The sequence below is a fragment of the Bradyrhizobium sp. CIAT3101 genome, assembly GCF_029714945.1.
Lineage (GTDB): Bacteria > Pseudomonadota > Alphaproteobacteria > Rhizobiales > Xanthobacteraceae > Bradyrhizobium.
The window spans coordinates 8,937,608-8,957,088 of record NZ_CP121634.1 but is presented as its reverse complement, the minus strand read 5'-3'; the positions used below and the strand labels follow the sequence as shown (position 1 = coordinate 8,957,088).

The 19,481-nt window shown below is 63.6% G+C and carries 18 protein-coding genes; 8 read left to right on the top strand and 10 right to left on the bottom strand.

Annotation, left to right across the window (positions count from 1 at the left end; translation table 11 throughout):
* Window positions 1-7: 7 nt before the first annotated feature.
* Window positions 8-1,048, bottom strand: a complete 1,041-nt coding sequence (gtdA, locus tag QA645_RS41430) for a gentisate 1,2-dioxygenase (protein ID WP_283046812.1) — start codon at window positions 1,046-1,048, stop codon at window positions 8-10.
* A 109-nt stretch (window positions 1,049-1,157) separates the two neighbouring features.
* Here gtdA and maiA point away from each other — a divergent pair, with 109 nt between their 5' ends.
* Window positions 1,158-1,790, top strand: a complete 633-nt coding sequence (gene maiA / locus QA645_RS41425; RefSeq protein WP_283046810.1) for a maleylacetoacetate isomerase — start codon at window positions 1,158-1,160, stop codon at window positions 1,788-1,790.
* Window positions 1,780-2,292 carry a MarR family transcriptional regulator gene (locus tag QA645_RS41420; RefSeq protein ID WP_254127926.1) on the top strand — a complete coding sequence of 171 codons (513 nt, stop codon included), beginning with the start codon at window positions 1,780-1,782 and terminating at the stop codon, window positions 2,290-2,292. The genes maiA and QA645_RS41420 overlap by 11 nt, the downstream gene beginning before the upstream one ends.
* A 188-nt stretch (window positions 2,293-2,480) precedes the next feature.
* Here QA645_RS41420 and QA645_RS41415 read toward each other — a convergent pair whose 3' ends face one another.
* The 5 genes from QA645_RS41415 to QA645_RS41395 form a co-directional block, all read right to left on the bottom strand.
* Window positions 2,481-4,094 carry a benzoate-CoA ligase family protein gene (locus QA645_RS41415; protein WP_283046808.1) on the bottom strand — a complete coding sequence of 538 codons (1,614 nt, stop codon included), beginning with the start codon at window positions 4,092-4,094 and terminating at the stop codon, window positions 2,481-2,483.
* Window positions 4,091-5,245 carry an FAD-dependent monooxygenase gene (locus QA645_RS41410; protein WP_254127928.1) on the bottom strand — a complete coding sequence of 385 codons (1,155 nt, stop codon included), beginning with the start codon at window positions 5,243-5,245 and terminating at the stop codon, window positions 4,091-4,093. Before QA645_RS41410 ends, QA645_RS41415 begins: the two co-directional genes overlap by 4 nt.
* A 190-nt stretch (window positions 5,246-5,435) precedes the next feature.
* Complete coding sequence (locus QA645_RS41405) at window positions 5,436-5,651, bottom strand: hypothetical protein (protein WP_254127929.1); 216 nt, start codon at window positions 5,649-5,651, stop codon at window positions 5,436-5,438.
* 120 nt (window positions 5,652-5,771) lie between these two features.
* A complete protein-coding gene (locus tag QA645_RS41400) occupies window positions 5,772-6,593 on the bottom strand; it encodes a cysteine rich repeat-containing protein (protein WP_283046805.1) in 822 nt (273 codons plus the stop codon).
* Window positions 6,594-6,745: 152 nt separating this feature from the next.
* Entirely contained in the window at window positions 6,746-7,747 is a 1,002-nt protein-coding gene (locus QA645_RS41395; protein ID WP_283046804.1) for an NADP-dependent oxidoreductase, read from the bottom strand.
* Between the two features lie 210 nt (window positions 7,748-7,957).
* On the opposite strand from QA645_RS41395, the gene QA645_RS41390 reads away from it, so the two are divergent.
* Both QA645_RS41390 and QA645_RS41385 read left to right on the top strand, forming a co-directional pair.
* Window positions 7,958-9,253, top strand: a complete 1,296-nt coding sequence (locus QA645_RS41390) for a dicarboxylate/amino acid:cation symporter (RefSeq protein WP_283046802.1) — start codon at window positions 7,958-7,960, stop codon at window positions 9,251-9,253.
* Between the two features lie 12 nt (window positions 9,254-9,265).
* A complete protein-coding gene (locus tag QA645_RS41385) occupies window positions 9,266-10,186 on the top strand; it encodes an amino acid ABC transporter substrate-binding protein (RefSeq protein WP_283046800.1) in 921 nt (306 codons plus the stop codon).
* Window positions 10,187-10,375: 189 nt separating this feature from the next.
* Here the strand turns inward: QA645_RS41385 and QA645_RS41380 are convergent, their stop codons facing one another.
* A complete protein-coding gene (locus tag QA645_RS41380) occupies window positions 10,376-11,179 on the bottom strand; it encodes an ATP-grasp domain-containing protein (protein ID WP_283046797.1) in 804 nt (267 codons plus the stop codon).
* A 389-nt stretch (window positions 11,180-11,568) separates the two neighbouring features.
* On the opposite strand from QA645_RS41380, the gene QA645_RS41375 reads away from it, so the two are divergent.
* Entirely contained in the window at window positions 11,569-12,342 is a 774-nt protein-coding gene (locus tag QA645_RS41375; protein WP_254127935.1) for a ferredoxin--NADP reductase, read from the top strand.
* A 43-nt stretch (window positions 12,343-12,385) separates the two neighbouring features.
* Here QA645_RS41375 and QA645_RS41370 read toward each other — a convergent pair whose 3' ends face one another.
* The gene (locus tag QA645_RS41370; protein ID WP_283046012.1) at window positions 12,386-13,327 is read right to left on the bottom strand and encodes an IS110 family transposase; all 942 of its coding nucleotides are present in this window, start codon (window positions 13,325-13,327) and stop codon (window positions 12,386-12,388) included.
* Between the two features lie 424 nt (window positions 13,328-13,751).
* On the opposite strand from QA645_RS41370, the gene QA645_RS41365 reads away from it, so the two are divergent.
* The 3 genes from QA645_RS41365 to QA645_RS41355 all read left to right on the top strand — a co-directional run bounded on the left by QA645_RS41365 (window position 13,752) and on the right by QA645_RS41355 (window position 16,815).
* Entirely contained in the window at window positions 13,752-14,630 is an 879-nt protein-coding gene (locus QA645_RS41365) for a patatin-like phospholipase family protein (RefSeq protein WP_283046795.1), read from the top strand.
* A gap of 213 nt (window positions 14,631-14,843) precedes the next feature.
* Window positions 14,844-16,469 carry an FMN-binding glutamate synthase family protein gene (locus QA645_RS41360; RefSeq protein WP_254196127.1) on the top strand — a complete coding sequence of 542 codons (1,626 nt, stop codon included), beginning with the start codon at window positions 14,844-14,846 and terminating at the stop codon, window positions 16,467-16,469.
* Between the two features lie 103 nt (window positions 16,470-16,572).
* A complete protein-coding gene (locus QA645_RS41355; RefSeq protein ID WP_254127937.1) occupies window positions 16,573-16,815 on the top strand; it encodes a PilZ domain-containing protein in 243 nt (80 codons plus the stop codon).
* Window positions 16,816-16,876: 61 nt separating this feature from the next.
* On the opposite strand, the gene QA645_RS41350 is transcribed toward QA645_RS41355, so the two are convergent.
* Complete coding sequence (locus QA645_RS41350) at window positions 16,877-17,818, bottom strand: IS110 family transposase (protein ID WP_283046012.1); 942 nt, start codon at window positions 17,816-17,818, stop codon at window positions 16,877-16,879.
* A gap of 286 nt (window positions 17,819-18,104) precedes the next feature.
* Window positions 18,105-19,403 (bottom strand): hemolysin family protein, encoded by a 1,299-nt coding sequence (locus QA645_RS41345; RefSeq protein ID WP_254127938.1) that lies wholly within the window; start codon window positions 19,401-19,403, stop codon window positions 18,105-18,107.
* Window positions 19,404-19,481 lie beyond the last annotated feature (78 nt).

Sequence of the window (19,481 nt, the reverse complement as noted above, 5' to 3'; positions counted from 1 at the left end):
GTCTGTCTTACGCGTTGCCACGATCTTCCCGGAACAGATCCAGCTTCTGCTGCACCGGGCGGTCCGAGAAGCTGAACAGCACGGCATCCGCATCCGCTTCGTGCGTCACCCATTGCCAGCTCGGCACCACGAACAGATCGCGTGGGCCCCATTCGAAAACGGCATCGCCGATGCGGCTGCGGCCCCGGCCTTCGATCGGACAGAACACCGTCGCATCGGTCGCGCGGTAGCGTGCGGTCTTGAAGCCCTTGGGCAGCAGCTGGATGAACGTGCCGATGGTCGGCATCGCGAAATCACCGGTCTCGGGGTTGCTGAATTTAAGCTTCAGCCCGTGGCAGGCGTCCCATTCCTGGCTCGTCCTGGCCTTCTCCAGCGCCTCGCGGGTGTAGGCATAGGGATAGCTGAAGATCGGCGAGGTCTTCGATGACCGCTTCACATCGACCGGTAGCAGATTGTGGCCGTAGCGGGCAAAGCTGTCGCCGGCAGGCCTTGTGATCTTCTGCTGGTCTTCCTTGGAGCCTTCCGCGAAGGAGCAGTCGAAGAACTGCACCAAGGGAATATCGAGGCCGTCGAGCCAGAACATCGGCTCATCGGTCTCGTTGGAATGATCGTGCCAGGTCATCGACGGCGTGATGATGAAGTCGCCGGGCTCCATCGCGGTGCGCTCACCGTCGACGGCGGTGTGGGCACCCTTGCCTTCGAGCACGAAGCGCAGCGCCGACTGGCTGTGCCGGTGCGCGGGCGCGACGTCGCCGGGCGCCACCATCTGCACGCCGGCATAGAGCGATGTCGTGATCTTGGACTGGCCGCGCAGGCCAGGGTTCTCCAGCACCAGCACGCGCCGCTCGGCTTCCTTGGCGGTGATGAGCTTGCCGGCTTCGGTCATGTAGTCGCGGATGATGTCGAATTTCCAGAGATGCGGCCGGCAGGCGCTCTTCGGCTCCGGCGTGATCAGATCGCTCATCACCGTCCACAGCGCGGTGAGATTTTCGCCGTCGATCTTCTTGTAGAACGCCTCGCGTTCCGGCGTCTTGGTCACGGCTTCCATGGCGCGGCTCCCGTCGTTTTTCCTTAGATTGACAGCATACTGACAATCTTTGTAGCGTCAATGGCGGCTGCTCCTGCTAAGTAACGAGAAAATTCGAAGGGAGGGTTTGATGAAGCTGCATGGCTATTTCCGCTCCAGCGCGGCCTACCGCGTCCGGATCGCGCTGAATCTCAAGGGCCTCGGCGCCGAGCATCTGCCGCATCATCTTCGCAAAGGCGAACAATGCGCGCCCGCCTACCTCGCCATCAACCCGCAGGGTCTGGTGCCGGCGCTGGAGAACGATGCCGGTGCGGTGCTGACGCAATCGGTCGCGATCATCGAATGGCTCGATGAAACGCATCCCAACCCGCCGTTGCTGCCGAAGGATCCATTGCAGCGCGCCAAGGTGCGCGCGTTCGCGCTGGCGATCGCCTGCGACACCCATCCGGTGCAGAATTTGAAGGTGCTGGCGCGGTTGCGCGAGCTTGGTCTGCCCGAAGAGAAAGTCCAGGACTGGGCCGCCTGGGTCAATCGCGAGGGCCTGTCGGCCTGCGAGACGCTGATCAGGGACGAGAAAGGGCCGTTCTGCTTCGGCGATGTGCCGACGCTCGCCGATCTCTGCCTCGTGCCGCAGCTTGCCAATGCGCGCCGCTTCGGCGTCGATGTCGCGGCGTATCCGCGTCTGCTCAAGGCCGAAGCCTCCGCCAAGGCGCTGCCGGCCTTCGCCAATGCCGCTCCGGAGAAGCAACCCGATGCCGAGTAAGCCTGCCACTCCGATCACAATAGACGCGGTCTATGCCGCGCCGGGCTATTTGTTCCGGCGCATGCAGCAGATCGCGGTCTCGATCTTCATGGAGGAGTGCAAGGCGTTCGACCTCACGCCGGTGCAATATGCTGCGCTGATCGCGATCCACACCCATCCCGGCATCGACGCGACGCGGCTGTCGGCGGTGATCGCCTTCGACCGCTCCACGCTCGGCAGCGTGATCGAACGGCTCCAGGCCAAGGATTTTGTCGAGCGCAAGCCGGCGCCGGAGGACAAGCGGATCAAGCTGCTCTATCTGACCAAGCCGGGTGCCGCGATCCTGCGCGAGATCATCCCCGCCGTCGAGCGTGCGCAGGCACGCATGCTGGAGCCGCTCAAGCCCGCCGAGCGCAAGGCGCTGATGGGGCTGATGTCCCAGCTCGTCGACCTCAACAACGAGGCCTCGCGAGTGCCGCTGCGGGCCGAGGATGCGCTGGAGCATCTTGGGAAGGCGGGGTGAGGTTGCCCGCGTAGGTGCGTCATTCTCCGCCGTCGTCCCGGACAAGCGAAGCGCAGATCCGGGACCCATACGCCGCAGCAGGAGTTTGGCGAAGACAGGCAATGACCATCTCGTACAACAATGACTGCTGCGGCGTATGGGTCCCGGCCTTCGCCGGGACGACAGCGAATGTGTAGCAACGCGTCCCCTCACATCCGCAACAACGCCTGCCGATCGATCTTCCCCGTGCCCGTCTTCGGAAGTTCGTCGATGAAGATCACCTCGCGCGGATATTTGTACGGCAAGAGCTTGCCCTTCACATAGTCCTGCAGCCGCCGCGTCGCCTCGCTCTGGTCGGTGGTGCGGTTGTTCATGACCACGACCGCCTTCAGCGTCATGCGCCTATCCGGCAGTTCGGCTGCGAACACCGCGCATTCGCGGATCTCGGGATGGTCGGCGAGGCACAGCTCGACCTCGAGCGGGTAGACCCACTGGCCCGAGATCTTGATGAGATCGTCGGCGCGGCCGCGGAAGAAGTGAAAACCGTCGCTGTCGCGAACAAAGCGGTCGCCGGTGTAGATCCAGCCGCCCTCGCGGATGGTTTCGGCGGATTTGTCCGGTCGGTTCCAGTACAGCGGCGTGTTGGAATCGCCGCGCACCCACAAAATGCCTTCCTCGTTGTCGCCGACGTCGCGCCCCTCCTTGTCGAGCAGTGCGACTTCGTAGCCGGGAACGCGCAGGCCCGCGGCGCCGAGCTTCTTCTGCTCGGGGCGGTTGGAGAGGTAGATGTGCAGCACCTCGGTCGAGCCGAGACCTTCGACGATCTCGAGGCCCGTGAGCGTCTTCCAGCCGTTGAAGACTTCGGCCGAGAGCACTTCGGCTGCCGAGAGCGCCATGCGCAGCGAGGAGAAGTTTGTGTTGGTTGCGCCCTCGGCCTTGGTCAGCGAGGTATAGAGCGTCGGCAGACCAAAGAAGACCGTCGGCTTGTACTGCTCGATCGCGGCAAAGATCGATGCCGGTTTCGGCTGTCCCGGCAGAAGCAAGGTTGCCGCGCCCGCCGAGAACGGGAAGGTGACGGAATTGCCGAAGCCGTAGGCGAAGAAAATCTTCGGCACGGAGAAGCAGATGTCGCCCGGGGTCAGCTTCAGCACGTTCTGCGCAAAGGCGACTTCGCTATAGGCCATGTCATGCTGGAGATGCACGATGCCCTTGGGCCGGCCGGTCGAGCCGGACGAGTACATCCAGAACGCCATCTCGTTGCGATGCGTCGGCGCTTCGGCCATTTCGGCCGGGAATTGCGAAAGCCAGTCCCCTGCGGCCATCGCTTTCGGCGCGGCGTGCTCACCCACATCGCCATTGACGACGATCAGCGCGCGGAGCTCCGTGCCCTTGCAGGCCTCGGTGTTGAAACGCGCGCAGAACTCGGCATCCGCCACCGCAACGGCGGCGCCGGAATCGGCGAGATAGAATTGCAGCAGTTCCGGCGGCGTCAGCGTGTTGATCAGCAGCGGCACGAAGCCGGCGCGCACCGCGCCGAAGAAGGCGGCGGGATAGGCCGGCGTGTCGTCGAGGAACAACAGCACGCGATCGCCGCGCTGCAGGCCGAGCGACGCAAGGCCGTTACCCCAGCGGCAGGCCTCAGCGCAGAGCTCGGCATAACTCCGCGCGCCCGCCGGGCCGATCAACGCGAGCCTGTCGCCATTGCCCTTGGCGAGATTGTCGAACAGCACGCGGCTGGCGTTGTAGATTTGCGGAACGGCGAAGCCGATCTCGCGGGCGCCCGCGCTGTCCGCGGGCACCTGGTCGCGGATCTCGTTGCTCATGCCGTGGCCTCGCCGTTCGCGTCTGTGCCGTTCTTCTCGGCCTCGTAGCGCGCCATGAAGGCCGGCGACATGTGGCGCAGGCGTGCATCGTCGATGCGGCCGGAGCGGGTGATGTAGCTATAGGCGAAGTCCATCAGGCCGAGCTGCATGTGCTGGGCAAAGTGCTCGTACCAGAAGGCCGAGGTGCGCGCGGCATTGACGAGCTTCTGCACCACCGGCTTGCGGTCGGCCTGGTAGCGTTGCAGTGCCGTCGTGAGATGCGCATCCGATTCAAGGGCCTTGACCAGCGCGATCGCGTCCTCGATCGCCAGCCGCGTGCCCGAACCGATCGAGAAATGCGCCGAGTGCAGCGCGTCGCCGATCAGCACCATGTTCTTGAACGACCAGTGCTCGTTCCAGACCCAGGGAAAGTTGCGCCAGACCGATTTGTTGGAGACCAGGCAGTGGCCGCCGAGCGTGTCCGCGAACACCTCCTCGCAGACGCCCTTGGACTGCTCGACGTCCTTGTAGGCAAAGCCATAGGCCTGCCAGGTCGCGTGATCGCACTCGACCAGGAAGGTGCTCATGCTCGGCGAGTAGCGGTAGTGGTGGGCATTGAACGCGCCGCGGTCGGTCTTCACGAACGTCTGCGACAGCGTGTCGAAACGCTTCGAGGTTCCATACCAGACGAATTTGTTGGAGGAGTAGGACAGCGAGGTGCCGAAATCACCTTCATAGGTGCGGCGTATCAGCGAATTCAAGCCGTCGGAGGCGACGATCAGGTCGTGGCCGTTGAGCTGGTCGATCGTCTGGATCGGGGTGTCGAAGCGCGCCGTGACGCCGGCATCGAGCGCGCGCTGCTGCAGGAACTGCAGGAGTTCGAGCCGTCCGATCGAGGAGAAGCCGACGCCGTCGATCGCGACGCTGTCGCCGCAATGGTTCAGCGTGATGTTCTCCCAGCTCTCCATGTGCGGCGCGATCGCGTCGACCGTCTCGGGGTCGTCGGCGCGCAGGAACTCCAGGGCCTGGTCGGAGAACACGACGCCAAAGCCCCAGGTCGCGTCGGCCGGGTTCTGTTCGAACAGGTCGACTTGATCCTCGGGGTGACGCTTTCTCCAGAGATAGGCGAAATAGAGCCCACCGGGCCCCCCGCCAATCACGGCGATCCGCAAAGTCTGCCTCCCTAATTGACAGTATACTTACTATCTCAGGGTAGACTAATGGGCTCCGGCTTCCCACGCCAGCGGAATTATCGGAAAGGCGTGGCACGCCGCAGCGCGGCCGCGAGCACAATTTTCGCGTGTGCCCGAAACCGTCCGCCGCGAATCATAGCCAAACTGCGCCGGATTGACTACCCGCGCGTCAGACGCAGCGCTTCACGTAGACCCCGTTCACCAGCACCCTGGTACAGCGGACCACCGGCACCGGCCTGCGGACCACGACGGCTGCGTTCGGTCCGGCGCAACCGGCGCGATAGACGCCGCGGGCGCATACCACCGCGTTGGCGTCGGTGGTCTCAAACGTCATGGTTGCGGCGAAGGCGAGCAATGCGGAAGCGACGAGCAGAAATGAACGCATGTTTTTCTCCCGGTCTTGTCGTGATTGAAATCGGATGTCGGCAAAAGATTAGTCGCAAGAGGCGTGCGAAAATTCACGCGGGGCCGTCCGCCATCAACGGCCCCGCGAGCTGTCTGCTGTTTATCGCGCGGCGAACGGGGCGAGCACCTCCTTGCAGCCGGGCGATAGCGACGCCGCGTTGCTGGAGATGCATTGCACGATGCGGCCACCACCCGGCTGAACGCCGGCGCAGAGCGAGCGAATGTCGGCGCCGCAGGCGGAGCGGACGATGAACAGCTCCTCACGCGGCCGCAGCGGGCGCAGCACGATCACGCTGGGTGCGGCCGTCGGTGCTGCTCCGGCAGCGGGCGCTGCACCAGCTGCCGGCGCGGCCGTTGCTGCTGCGCCGCCGCCACCGGCCGCAGCGGTCACGGCCTTTGCGCAAGCCGCCGAAACCTTGGCCTTGTTCTTCTCCAGGCATTCGAGCGCGGGAGCGCCGCCCGGCGGCACGCTGGCGCAAACCTTGGGATAGTCGCTGCGGCACGCGCTCTTGACCGCGCCAATCTGTGCGCTGCTCGGCTGCTTGGCCGCCGCTGCTTTGGGTGCGGATTCCGCGGCCGGTTTCGCCGCAGGCTCGGCAGCCGGCGCGGCATCGGTCTTTGCAGGTTCCGATTTTGCGGGCGCAGCTTCGGTCTTGGGTGCTGCAGCGGGCTCGACCGCGCGGACCGCGGTCTGGCATCCCCCCGACAGGCTCGACATGTGGCTCTGCAAACATTGATAGGCTTCCACGCCGCCGGGCGTCACGCTCGAGCAATGTGCGATGAAGTCCGAGCGGCATGCGGAGCGGATGGCGCTCTTCTGAGCCTCGGTCGGCGCTTGCGCGTATGCGCTTGTTGCAGTTGCGAAGAGTGCTGCGGCGAGCAACGCGTGACGCGTCGAAACATGTTTCAACATGTTGAACATCTGGGTGTATTCCTGCCCTGTCGGCAACGCCGATGATTTATGAAAAGTGATGCAAGCAATCGTTGCGGCCAATACCGCGTGCGGCATCATTCGCCGCCGCGAGCTCTACCGCAAGTAGATAATGTCAGTGCAATTGCGACGTAACTACGTCGTTAGAGCTTGACCATGCGCTTGCCGCGGTTCTCACCGGCGAGCAATCCGATCAGCGCTTTCGGCGTGTTCTGCAATCCGTCGATGATGTCTTCCTGCACCTTCAGTCTGCCCGCCTTGACCCAGGCCTGAAGATCGGCGAGCGCGCGCTGGTTCTCCTTCATGTAATCCATCACGATGAAGCCCTGCATCACGAGCCGCTTCACCACGATCAGGCCGGGCACGCCGCGCGGGCCGTGTGCCGACGGTGCGCCATCATATTGCGAGATTGCACCGCAGCAGGCGATGCGGCCGTAATTGTTCATCTGCGGCAGGCAAGCTTCCAGAATATCGCCGCCGACATTGTCGAAATAGACGTCGATGCCCTTTGGTGCGGCCGCGCGCAGCGCCTTGAACACCGCGCCGTCCTTGTAGTCGACGGCGGCATCGAAGCCGAGCTCGGAGGTCAGCCATTGGCACTTGTCGGCGCCGCCGGCGATACCGATCACGCGACATCCCTTGATCTTGGCGATCTGTCCGACGATCGAGCCGACCGAGCCCGCCGCCGCCGACACCACGACCGTCTCGCCTTCCTTGGGCTTGCCGACCTCGAGCAGGCCGAAATAGGCGGTGAGGCCGGCGATGCCGAACACGCTGAGCAGATGCGTCATCGGTTCGAGCTTCGGCATTTTCGTCAAATGCTTTGCGGGCACTGCGGCGAATTCCTGCCAGCCGGTGTCGCCGAACACGATGTCACCTGCCGCCAGCTCCGGCGCCTTCGAGCTGACGACCTCGGCAATGCCACCGCCGGCCATCACGCTGTTCGCCTCCACGGCCGAACGGTAGGTCGCGCCGTGCATCCAGGCGCGGTTGGCCGCGTCGAGCGAGATGTAACGCACGCGCAGCAAGGCCTCGCCGTCCTTCGGTTCCGGCAACGAACTCTCGACCATCTTGAAGTGCTCGGGACCGAGCTTGCCGCTGGGCTTTTCCACCAGAAGAATTTGACGATTGCGGCTTCCACTCATGGCGTTCCTCCCTGATCGCTTGACGATTATTGATGCAGCTGCAGCCAAGAAAACGAGCAAGCCGCATTCGTTGTGCGCTGCATGAAGGCTAGATCTCTGCGTTCCGTTTCGCAACGGGAACATCCGGCTCGAGCAGCCGCACGCAAAGCGTGTTGCGTCGCTGTCATATCTGCGACATCATGAAGCGGCCGGTGTAGTTGGGGGTATTCAATGTCGAACAGGTTCACGCAATACATTCTGGCGGCGATGGTGCTCGGCATCATCATGGGCTCGGCGATCTTCAATTTCATGCCCGAGACGCGGGGCGACTGGGCCTCGTCCATCAACCTGATCGCCGTGATCTTCCTGCGCCTGATCAAGATGATCATCGCGCCGCTGGTATTTGCGACCCTGGTCGGCGGCATCGCCCATATGGGCTCGGGCTCGAAGCTCGGCCGCATCTTCGCCAAGACCATGGGCTGGTTCGTCAGCGCCTCCTTCGTCTCGCTGCTGCTCGGCCTCGTCATGGTCAACCTGCTCCAGCCCGGCGCGAACTTCCCCGGCACGCTGCCTGCGGCGGGGCAGTCGACCGGCCTGCCGGTCTCGGCCTTCTCGATCGAGAAATTCCTGACCCATCTGATCCCGACCTCGATCGCGGATGCGATGGCGCAGAACGAGATCCTTCAGATCGTGATCTTCGCGGTGTTCTTCTCGGTGGCGATGGGCGCCCTGCCGGAGCGCTCCAAGCAGATCCTGTCGCTGATCGACGATCTCGGCCACATCATGCTCAAGGTGACGAGCTACGTGATGCTGTTCGCGCCGTTCGCCGTCTGGGCCGCCATCACCGCAACCGTCGCCAAGAACGGCCTGCTGGTGCTTTGGAAGCTCATCGTGTTCATGGGCGGCTTCTACCTCTCGCTCTTCATCCTCTGGGGCATCCTGGTGGCCGTCGGCTTCATCGTGATCGGGCCGCGCTACAGCCAATTGCTCAGGCTGATCCGCGAGCCGCTGATGATCGCGTTCTCGACCGCGAGCTCGGAAGCCGCCTACCCGAAGACGCTCGAAGGCCTCAACCGCTTCGGCGCTTCGTCGCGGATCTCGAGCTTCGTGCTGCCGCTCGGCTATTCCTTCAATCTCGATGGCACGATGATGTACTGCACCTTCGCCAGCATCTTCATCGCGCAGACCTATCACATCGAGATGCCGCTCGCGACGCAGCTCGCGATGCTGGCGACGCTGATGATTACCTCGAAGGGCGTCGCCGGCGTGCCGCGCGCCTCCCTCGTGGTGATCGCATCGACGCTGTCGCAGTTCGGCATCCCCGAGGCAGGCCTGCTCATGATCATGGGCATCGACACCTTCCTCGACATGGGCCGCAGCGCCACCAACGTGATCGGCAACACGCTGGCGACCTCGGTCGTGGCGAAGTGGGAAGGCGAGCTCGGGCCCGAGCATGCGATGGGGCCGGGCGATGCCGTGCCGGGCGACATGGTGCCGGGCGAAGTGCCTGCGATGGCCGGCCACTGACGGGAGTACGTCATGCGCCCTTTGACGGCGATTTCGGGCAGCCTGTTGCTGGCAGCGTGTCTGCTGGCAACGCCTGCCTCCGCCCAGACCAGCGGCAGCGAAGGGCTTAGCCCGACGCTGCTCGCCATCAAGAACGCGCACACCGTGCGGCTCGGCTACCGCGAAAGCTCGCCGCCGTTTTCGTTCCTCGACCAGTCGGGCCGGCCGATCGGCTACAGCCTCGAACTCTGCGAGGCCATCGTCGAGGAGATCGGCGTCGAGGTCGACGATCCCAATCTGAAGATCGACTACGTCAAGGTCACCTCGGACGACCGCATCGATGCCGTGCTCCAGAACAAGATCGATCTGGAATGCGGCTCGACCACCGCCAATTCCGAGCGCGGCAAGCGCGTCGCCTTCTCGCCGCTGATGTTCGTCGCCGGCACCAAGCTGATGGTGCCGAAGGCGTCCAGCGTCCAGTCGCTGACCGATCTGAAGGGCAAGACCATCGTGGTGACGAAGGGCACCACCAACGAGCAGGCGATCCAGGCGGCCGACAAGAAGTTTTCGTTGGGGTTGAACATCGCCGTCGGCGCCGACCACGAGCAGTCGTACCAGATGCTGGTCGACGGCAAGGCCGACGCGTTCGCGACCGACGATATTCTGCTTTCGGGCCTGATCGTCCGCCACAAGGCGCAGGACAAGTTCCGCGTCACCGGCGACTATTTGTCTTACGATCCCTACGGCATCATGTTCCGCAAGGGCGAGCCGCAATTGTCAGCCGTGGTGGATAGGACCTTCCGCAAGCTCGGCTCCAACCACGACCTCGTGCCGCTGTACAACAAGTGGTTCACCGCGCGGATGCCGACCGGCGAGCGGATGAACGTGCCGATCTCGCTGCAGCTCGAGGAAGCCTTCAAGGCGATGGACGATTCCGCCAGCGCGAATAATTAGTGGGGGCTCTTCGGAGGGGCGTGCGCTGTAAATTCCGTCATCCTGAGGTGCGAAGCCCGCGATGCGAATGCATCGCGGGAGGAGCCTCGAAGGATGAACGGCCGCGCTGCTGCAGCCGGGCCGTCGCCCTTCGAGGGCCGCTGAAGAAGCGGCCACCTCAGGGTGACGGTGATGAACTAGTGTTCGCGACTAGCTTCCCCCAAACACCCGATCCAACGCCGCGTCATACGTCGCCTGCACCAGTTCCGGATGCAGCTTTGCCAGCGCTTCCATCATCACACCGGAATTGATCTCCAGCACGCGCCAGTCGCCGTCGACGCGCACCACGTCGACCGACGCGAAGGTGATGCCGATGGCGCTCGCGGCCTCGATCGCGAGTTTCACGCAAGCTGCGCGAGTCTCGCCGTCCTCCAGCAACACCGGCCTTGCGCCGGCATCGAGATTGTGGCGCCAGTCCGCGCCACGCTGCTTGCTGTAGACGACGCGGGGTTGATCATCGAGCAGGATCACGCGGACCTCGTCCTCGATCTCGACATAGGGCGAGATCACGAGCCCGGTGCTCATCGAAAACACTTCGTCAGCCGCGTGGTCGAGCTCCGTCCCGGTCGTCACCCTGAAGACCGATCGTCCTGACGTCCCCTCGTTCGGCTTCACCACGACGCCTTGCGGATGGTCGTGAAGTAGCCCAAGCATGGCCTCGCGCCAGGCGGCATCAACGACATTCCTGCCGAGCTTCGGGTTGAGGAACAGGTGATGCGGAATGCAGGGCACGCCTTCAAGCGACAGCGCCTCCGATGTCGCCGATTTGTCGTTGGCGAGCCGATGTGCGATCGCGCTGTTGAGGCCGATGTCGTAGCCGAAGGCGAAGCGGCGCAGCCCGGCACGACGCATTGCGATCAGCCAGCCGCCCGCGCGGACGTCGACGTCGATGCCATGGCGCATGCCATAGCTCCTGATCGCCTGGACGAAGATCCGCTCGCCGCTTGCCGCCATCTGTTCAGTCGCCTGTCCGGATCATCGTTCCTGTCGCCAAAAGCCGCAAAAATGCGGGAAACGACGCCGGGCCCGGGTGAAAGTCAGAGCTATTCTTAATGAAATTCTCGCGAGCAGGATGGAAATTAAGTGCTGCAATTGCGCCAGAAAGGGAAAAGAAATTGCCCTCTGTGCGCCCCGGACAGCAGATCCGTTAATGATGAGGCCATTTCCGCCGCAAATGCCGCTTTGACCGGCATCAATTGCATCCGGAACGAGGTTGATTATTGGTCTCAATGGCGTAGATCACACACGCGAAATCCTCCGCCATGGCAATGGTGTCCGCCCCGTTTTCAGGGCCGGGCAATGCTTTTGCCCTAAAACCGCAATTATTCGGAATATCGAAAATCATGAGCGCGTTTTACCGAGAGAAGGTTCTTTCCGTCCAGCACTGGACCGACACGCTGTTCAGCTTCCGCGCCACGCGCGATAGCGGCTTCCGCTTCCAGAACGGCCAGTTCGCGATGATCGGCCTCGAGGTCGAGGGCCGTCCGCTGCTGCGCGCCTACAGCATGGCCAGCGCCAATCACGAGGAAGAGCTCGAGTTCTTCTCGATCAAGGTGCAGGATGGTCCGCTGACCTCGCGCCTGCAGAAGATCAAGGAAGGCGACACCATCCTGGTCGGCCGCAAGGCGACCGGCACGCTGATCACCGACAACCTCATCCCCGGCAAGCGGCTGATGCTGCTCTCGACCGGCACCGGGCTTGCGCCCTTCGCCAGCCTGATCAAGGACCCCGAGGTCTATGAGCAGTTCGAGAGCATCGTGCTGGTGCACGGCTGCCGCCAGGTCTCCGAGCTCGCCTATGGCGAGAAGCTCGTCGCGAGCCTGCGCGAGGACGAGCTGTTCGGCGAACTGCTCGCGGACAAGCTGATCTATTATCCGACCGTGACCCGCGAACCGTTCCGCAACCGCGGCCGCATCACCGACCTCATCAACTCCGAGCAGATCTTCAACGACATCGGCCAGGGCCCGCTCAACATCGAGACCGACCGCGTCATGATGTGCGGCAGCCCGGCGATGCTCGAAGAGCTGAAGGTGATGTTCGAAGGCCGCGATTTCATCGAAGGCTCCGGCAACAAGCCCGGCCATTTCGTGATCGAGAAGGCGTTCGTCGAGCGCTGATTGGCGTAAGCACAGCTGTCGTCCCGGCGAACGCCGGCAACTGTTATGTCGGCCCGGTCTGAAGGTAGGGCTTCCTGTCGCGCATCATGGCGTTGAGGACGGTTAGGAGCTTCCTGGCGACGGCAATGAGAGCGAGCTTGGCTGGTTTGCCGGCCTGTCGCAGTCGTGCGTAGAAGGCCTTGAACGGATCGGCCCGGCGAACCGCGTTGAGGGCAGCCATGTAGAGGGCGTCACGAACGCGCTTTCGACCGCCGGCGATCTTGCGTTTGCCACGGAAGACGCCGCTGTCGACGTTGAAGGGGGCAAGGCCCGCGAGTGCCGCGATCTGTTTTGCACCAACACGTCCGAGTTCCGGCATCTTCGAGATGAGCTGCATGCAAGCCACGGGACCCACACCCGGAAGCGAGCGGATCAACTTTGCATCGTCCGCGATCTCCGGCTCGGCCTTGGTCAGCGCCTTGATGTCGGCTTCGATCTCGGCAACTTCGCCGTCGAGAACCTCGATAAGGCGGCTGATCCGTTCGGCCATGGCGCGGTCGTCAGCCTCGCTGCGCCGGTTCTTCTCCTGCGCGCGCATGAGAACCAGCTGATCCCGCCGTTTTGCAAGCCTCGACAAGGCGTTGCGGGCGGGATTGGCGGCCTGCTCGGTTGCCGGCTGCATGACCCGGCCAAAAGCCGCCAGCATCCGTGCATCGATCGGGTCGGTTTTGGCAAGTTGGCCGCTGGCCCGCGCAAAATCGCGAGCTCGAGCCGGATTGATCCGGGCGAAGCGGACACCGGCCTGGCCCAGGGCCTCGCGAAGCGCAAGGTCATAGGTACCCGTGGCCTCGAAGACGATCAGCGCATCGCATCGCCAACGCGCCACCTGCTGTGTGATGGCCTGTGCCGCGTTGGCGATACGCCTGGGCACACCGTCAGCTTCATCAAAGATATCGAGATGCTTTTTGGAGACGTCGATTCCGACGTAACGAAGAGGTATGATCACGGTGCCTGTCCCTGTGATGCGAGGTCTGTTGCCGCAGCCTCGTGCAACTGTTCAGGTTGGTAATGGAACGGGCGGGAGGCCGAGCCGGCTCACGGCGTCAAGCGCCAAGGACCCAACGGCTTCCCGCCCAACCCATCCTGACAGACTTCAAAGACACAGGGACCCATACCGCGGAATCTATCGATTGCGGATGGTAGGCGTACCGAACGACTAGTCTTCATCAAACTACTCCCTGGGGTTATGGGTCCCGGCGTTCGCCGGGACGACGTGTGATTGGAATCTCACCTCACACTCGCTAGCCACTCCCCCTCACCATCCTCCCCCGACTTTGTTATTGGCGTCGCCTGCGTGCGCCTTGTTATAAGCTCGCGTCACGATCTCGCAGCGATGTTGCGATGCGAGAAGTGGGGGAGCTGCGCACGCCTTGTCAGCGATCGACCATGGTCGTCCGCCGAGACCGACTGCCTATGTGCTGGCGGGCGGCGGCAGTTTCGGGGCGATCCAGGTCGGCATGATGCATGCGCTGGCCAAGCACGGGGTCGTCGCCGACCTCGTGGTCGGATCAAGCGTCGGCGCGATCAACGGCGCCTATTATGCCGGCGATCCCTCGCTCAAGGGCGTGCTCGGGCTGGAAGCGATCTGGCGCAGCCTGAAGCGGCAAGACGTCTTCCCGGTCACATGGCGAACGCTGCTCGGCTTCATGTGGCGGCGGGACTTCCTGATTCCGCATGATGGCATCCGCAAGCTGATCGAGGATCATCTGTCCTATCGCAACGTGCAGGAGGCCCAGCTTCCCCTGCACATCGTCACCACCGATTTCGTCTCCGGCGAGAGTGTGGTGCTGTCGGATGGCCCGGTGGTCGAGGCGATCCTGGCGTCGACCGCGATCCCCGGCGCCTTTACGCCGGTCCACTACCGGAACCTCTTCCTTGCCGATGGTGCGATCTCCTCGAATACGCCGGTCCGGATTGCGGTGAAGATGGGCGCAAAGCGGTTGATCGTGCTGCCGGCCGGGCATGCCTGTGCGGTCGAAACGCCTCCCGTCGGTGCGGTCGCCAATGCCCTGCATGCGCTGACGCTGCTGACCGCGCGGCAGTTGGTGGCCGAGCTCGAAGCACTCTCCCCCGATATCGAATATGTCGTGGTGCCGCCGCTGTGCCCGATGGTCGGATCACCCTACGATTTCTCGCGCACGGGCGAACATATCGATCGCGCGATCGAAGCGACCGGCGAATGGCTGGCGCGGGGCGGCCTCGAACGGCACGGCGTGATCCCGCACGAGGCGCAGCTGCACGGCCATTGAATTGGTCACTGATTTGTCATGTGATTGAATCTATTGCAGTGCGAAAGCCCGTCCTCCGGACGGATTGATCTGAAGCGTGCGGATTCGGTAGCCTCAAGACAGGTCCGCGTCATATCCATAGACGCGGCGCGGGCGTATCATACCCCGTCATGCTGACGAGAGGACGTGGTCGTGGCCAACGAGAACAAGACGCAAGCTTCGTCCGAAGGGCTGATGGAAACCCTGCTGCTTCCATTTTCGCCACGCTTCATCATCCTGACGATCTGCGCGGTCGTCACTGCGCTGCTGATCGGCATCGGCATCGCCGACCGCAAGATCTTCGACATCCTCTTGATCCCGATCTGCATCTTCGGCGCCCTGACGCTGCTCGGCGTCCGCGATCTCATGCAGAAAGGCCACGCGGTCCTGCGCAACTACCCGATCTCGGCGCATATCCGCTTCCTGCTCGAAGAGATCAGGCCGGAGATGCGGCAGTATTTCTTCGAGAGCGAGAAGGACGGCATGCCGTTCTCGCGCGACATCCGCGCGGTGGTTTATCAACGCGCCAAGATGCAGCTCGACAAGCGTCCGTTCGGCACCCAGGAGGATGTCTATCGCGAGGGCTATGAGTGGATGCATCACTCGGTGTCGCCGAAGGCGCATGCCGAGGAGAAGTTTCGCGTCACCATCGGCGGGCCGGATTGCGCAAAGCCCTATTCGGCCTCGGTGTTCAACATCTCGGCAATGAGTTTTGGCGCGCTCAGCCCCAACGCCGTGCGCGCGCTCAATGCCGGTGCCAAGAAGGGCGGGTTCGCCCACGACACCGGTGAAGGCGGCTTCAGCCCCTATCACGCCGAGATGGGCGGCGACATCATCTGGGAAATCGGCTCCGGCTATTTCGGCTGCCGTCATCTCGACGGCACCTTCGATCCCGAGGCGTTCGCGCGTGTCGCCGGCCAGGACCAGATCAAGATGGTCGAGCTCAAGATCAGCCAGGGCGCCAAGCCCGGCCATGGCGGCGTGCTGCCGGCGGCGAAGGTCTCGGAGGAGATCTCGAAAATCCGCGGCGTCTCGATGGGCGAGGATTGCATCTCGCCGGCCTCGCATCGCGCCTTCTCCACGCCTGTCGGCATGATGCAGTTCATCGCCGAGATGCGAAGACTCTCCGGCGGCAAGCCGGCCGGCTTCAAGCTCTGCATCGGCCATCCCTGGGAGTTTCTGGCGATCTGCAAGGCAATGCTGGAGACCGGCATCTATCCCGACTTCATCGTGGTCGACGGCAACGAGGGCGGTACCGGTGCCGCGCCGCTGGAATTCATGGACCATCTGGGCATGCCGATGCGCGAGGGCGTCAACTTCGTCCATAACGCGCTGGTCGGGATCAATGCCCGCGACCGCATCAAGATCGGTGCGTCCGGCAAGATCGCAACCGCCTTCGACATGGCGCGGGCGATGGCGATCGGCGCCGACTGGTGCAACTCGGCGCGCGGCTTCATGTTCTCGCTCGGCTGCATCCAGTCGCTGAGCTGTCACACCGATCGATGCCCGACCGGCGTTGCGACGCAGGATCCGACGCGAGCGCGCGCGCTTTACGTGCCGCTCAAGATCGACCGCGTGCACAATTATCACCACGCGACGCTGCACTCGCTGACCGAGCTGATCGCCGCGGCCGGCCTGACCCATCCGCAGGAACTGCGCCCAGTCCATTTCAGCCAGCGGACCTCGACGACCCACGTGCAATCCTTCGCACAGCTTTATCCGCCGCTGCGTCCGGGCGAACTGCTCGAAGGCACGGAAGACCCGCGGTTCCGTGACGCCTGGCGGATGGCACAGGCGGCATCATTCCAGCCGGCGCTGTGAGGCGGCATCCCACCGCATGATACCGCCGCCTGCCGCGGCGTAAATTCGTCGCGAAAAGGTTGCATCTTAACGTTTGTGTCAGCTTCGGGTGTAAATTGGCCCGATGGATGAAGAACGGCGCGACAAGGCCAGGCACCGCGTATTGAAGGCCGGAACCATCGAGTTCGGCGGCGGCGCGATCGACTGCACCGTCCGCAATTTCTCCGACACCGGTGCCGCCCTCGACGTCACCAGCCCGGTCGGCATTCCCGAGCAGTTTACCCTGTCGATCAAGGCAGATGGCGCGCATCTCGCCTGCACGGTGGTGTGGCGCAAGGAAAAGCGGATCGGGGTGAGGTTCGGGTGAGGAATGTGGCGTAAGCTCGCCCAGCAAATTCAGGTGTCGTCCCGGCGAAGGCCGGCAACTGTTATGTCGGCCCGGTCTGAAGGTAGGGCTTCCTGTCGCGCATCATGGCGTTGAGGACGGTTAGGAGCTTCCTGGCGACGGCAATGAGAGCGAGCTTGGCTGGTTTGCCGGCCTGTCGCAGTCGTGCGTAGAAGGCCTTGAACGGATCGGCCCGGCGAACCGCGTTGAGGGCAGCCATGTAGAGGGCGTCACGAACGCGCTTTCGACCGCCGGCGATCTTGCGTTTGCCACGGAAGACGCCGCTGTCGACGTTGAAGGGGGCAAGGCCCGCGAGTGCCGCGATCTGTTTTGCACCAACACGTCCGAGTTCCGGCATCTTCGAGATGAGCTGCATGCAAGCCACGGGACCCACACCCGGAAGCGAGCGGATCAACTTTGCATCGTCCGCGATCTCCGGCTCGGCCTTGGTCAGCGCCTTGATGTCGGCTTCGATCTCGGCAACTTCGCCGTCGAGAACCTCGATAAGGCGGCTGATCCGTTCGGCCATGGCGCGGTCGTCAGCCTCGCTGCGCCGGTTCTTCTCCTGCGCGCGCATGAGAACCAGCTGATCCCGCCGTTTTGCAAGCCTCGACAAGGCGTTGCGGGCGGGATTGGCGGCCTGCTCGGTTGCCGGCTGCATGACCCGGCCAAAAGCCGCCAGCATCCGTGCATCGATCGGGTCGGTTTTGGCAAGTTGGCCGCTGGCCCGCGCAAAATCGCGAGCTCGAGCCGGATTGATCCGGGCGAAGCGGACACCGGCCTGGCCCAGGGCCTCGCGAAGCGCAAGGTCATAGGTACCCGTGGCCTCGAAGACGATCAGCGCATCGCATCGCCAACGCGCCACCTGCTGTGTGATGGCCTGTGCCGCGTTGGCGATACGCCTGGGCACACCGTCAGCTTCATCAAAGATATCGAGATGCTTTTTGGAGACGTCGATTCCGACGTAACGAAGAGGTATGATCACGGTGCCTGTCCCTGTGATGCGAGGTCTGTTGCCGCAGCCTCGTGCAACTGTTCAGGTTGGTAATGGAACGGGCGGGAGGCCGAGCCGGCTCACGGCGTCAAGCGCCAAGGACCCAACGGCTTCCCGCCCAACCCATCCTGACAGACTTCAAAGACACAGGGACCCATAACCCCAGGATTAGGTTTGGTGAAGACTGTCAGTTGCGCGGTACTGCTACCTGCGCACTATCGATAAATCACGCGGTATGGGTCCCGGCCTTCGCCGGGACGACAGCTGAGATCGGTGCTCACCCCGTCTCGACTTCACCCAGCCGGCTCGCCAGGATCTTGTCGATCCTCCTGCCGTCGAGATCGACCACCTCGATATGCCAGCCACTGAGGTCGAAGGCGTCGCCGACATTGGGCAGCACGTTGAATTGCTGCAGCACCAGTCCGGCCACGGTGTTGTAGCGATGATGCGGCGGCAGCTCGATGCTGAGGAGTTCGCCGAACTCGTCGACCGGCATCCAGCCCGAGACGAGCAGTGATGAGTCGGCGCGCCTGACATAAGCCGGCTCCGGCGGCCCTTCCTCGGAATGGAAGGCGCCGACGATCGACTCCAGGATATCGGCGGCCGTGACCACGCCTTCAAAGGCGCCGTATTCGTCGTAGACGAACCCGACATGGACCGGCGCAGCCCTCAGGATTGCCAGCACATCGCGGGCATCGGCCGACGCGGGAATGCTTGGCGCTTCGCGGACGAGCGCCCGCAGATCCGGCGTCCGTTCGTTCATGTACGCGACCAGCAGGTCCTTCGCCTGGAGCACGCCGATCGGCGCGTCGCGATCACCGTCGGAGACGGGAAAGCGCGAATGCGGGCTTTTTGCGATCAGCGCCTGGATCGCTGCCTGATCGTCGTTGAGGTCGATCTCGTCGACCTCGGTGCGCGGCGTCATCACGGCGCCGACCGGGCGGTCGCCGAGCCGCATCACGCCGGCGATCATCTCCTTTTCGCCGGGCTCAAGCACGCCTGCGCTCTCGGCCTCGTTGACGAGGTGATGGATCTCGTCCTCCGACACCTTCTCCTCGGCCTTGCCGCCGCGGCCGAGCAGCGTGAGGATCAGCTTGCCGGAGAGGTCGAGCAGAAACACCAACGGCAGCGAGACCCGTGCCAGCACATGCATCGCGGGCGCGACCTTGACCGCGATGCTTTCGGGATCGCGCAGCGCGACCTGCTTCGGCACCAGCTCGCCGACAATCAGGGTCGCATAGGTGATGATCGTGACGACGATGCCGACGCCGACGATGTCGGCAATGCCTGAGGACAGGCCGAGCTCGACCAGCCATTGCGTCAGCCGCTGCCCGAGCGTTGCGCCGGAGAACGCGCCCGAGAGCACGCCGACCAGCGTGATGCCGATCTGCACCGTCGAGAGGAACTTTCCGGGATCGGCGGCCAGCATCAGCGCGCGTTCGGCGCCGCGCACGCCCCTGGCGGCCAGCAGCGACAGCCGCGCGGGGCGCGACGAGACCACGGCGAGCTCGGACATGGACAACAGGCCGTTGATGACGATCAGGACGACGACGATGATGAGTTCGACAGACAACATTGTGCGCAAGGGGGAGGGACAATCAGCCCGGCGGTCGCCGAGCCAAGCCCTTTATATATGAAAGCGATGCGCGCTTTG

Bases quoted from the DNA above. Each gene is read 5' to 3' on its own strand.
- gtdA (WP_283046812.1), bottom strand. From the start codon at position 1,048: ATGGAAGCCGTGACCAAGACGCCGGAACGCGAGGCGTTCTACAAGAAG.
- maiA (WP_283046810.1), top strand. From the start codon at position 1,158: ATGAAGCTGCATGGCTATTTCCGCTCCAGCGCGGCCTACCGCGTCCGG.
- QA645_RS41420 (WP_254127926.1), top strand. From the start codon at position 1,780: ATGCCGAGTAAGCCTGCCACTCCGATCACAATAGACGCGGTCTATGCC.
- QA645_RS41415 (WP_283046808.1), bottom strand. From the start codon at position 4,094: ATGAGCAACGAGATCCGCGACCAGGTGCCCGCGGACAGCGCGGGCGCC.
- QA645_RS41405 (WP_254127929.1), bottom strand. From the start codon at position 5,651: ATGCGTTCATTTCTGCTCGTCGCTTCCGCATTGCTCGCCTTCGCCGCA.
- QA645_RS41400 (WP_283046805.1), bottom strand. From the start codon at position 6,593: ATGTTCAACATGTTGAAACATGTTTCGACGCGTCACGCGTTGCTCGCC.
- QA645_RS41395 (WP_283046804.1), bottom strand. From the start codon at position 7,747: ATGAGTGGAAGCCGCAATCGTCAAATTCTTCTGGTGGAAAAGCCCAGC.
- QA645_RS41390 (WP_283046802.1), top strand. From the start codon at position 7,958: ATGTCGAACAGGTTCACGCAATACATTCTGGCGGCGATGGTGCTCGGC.
- QA645_RS41385 (WP_283046800.1), top strand. From the start codon at position 9,266: ATGCGCCCTTTGACGGCGATTTCGGGCAGCCTGTTGCTGGCAGCGTGT.
- QA645_RS41380 (WP_283046797.1), bottom strand. From the start codon at position 11,179: ATGGCGGCAAGCGGCGAGCGGATCTTCGTCCAGGCGATCAGGAGCTAT.
- QA645_RS41375 (WP_254127935.1), top strand. From the start codon at position 11,569: ATGAGCGCGTTTTACCGAGAGAAGGTTCTTTCCGTCCAGCACTGGACC.
- QA645_RS41360 (WP_254196127.1), top strand. From the start codon at position 14,844: ATGGAAACCCTGCTGCTTCCATTTTCGCCACGCTTCATCATCCTGACG.
- QA645_RS41355 (WP_254127937.1), top strand. From the start codon at position 16,573: ATGGATGAAGAACGGCGCGACAAGGCCAGGCACCGCGTATTGAAGGCC.
- QA645_RS41345 (WP_254127938.1), bottom strand. From the start codon at position 19,403: ATGTTGTCTGTCGAACTCATCATCGTCGTCGTCCTGATCGTCATCAAC.